Origin of the sequence: Bacillus sp. SIMBA_008, assembly GCF_046535495.1 — a bacterium.
Taxonomy (GTDB): Bacteria; Bacillota; Bacilli; order Bacillales; family Bacillaceae; genus Bacillus; species Bacillus subtilis.
The window spans coordinates 1-242 of the sequence record NZ_JAWRWL010001132.1; the positions used below are offsets into that span (position 1 = coordinate 1).

The window sequence follows — 242 nt, forward strand, 5'->3', positions numbered from 1 at the left end:
CACCTAATTCACCTGGATAATCCTCTTTAATTTTCTTCTTTAATGTACCTTCTGCAATTTGTGAAGAAGCATGAATAATAGATTCGATAGGTTTAACAAACGAATTCGCTAATCGTCTACTGATTAAGAATACGATACCAGAAATGACAATTCCAACTGAAATAGTAAACATAATAATTTCAATAATCTTTGCATTTACATTCGTTAAAACAGTTGTATATTTCAAAGCACCGATCGTTTGT

At 30.6% G+C, this 242-nt stretch carries 1 pseudogene; it reads right to left on the bottom strand.

The features are described from left to right. Window positions 1-242, bottom strand: a pseudogene (locus SB658_RS26965) (sensor histidine kinase); the annotation flags it as partial.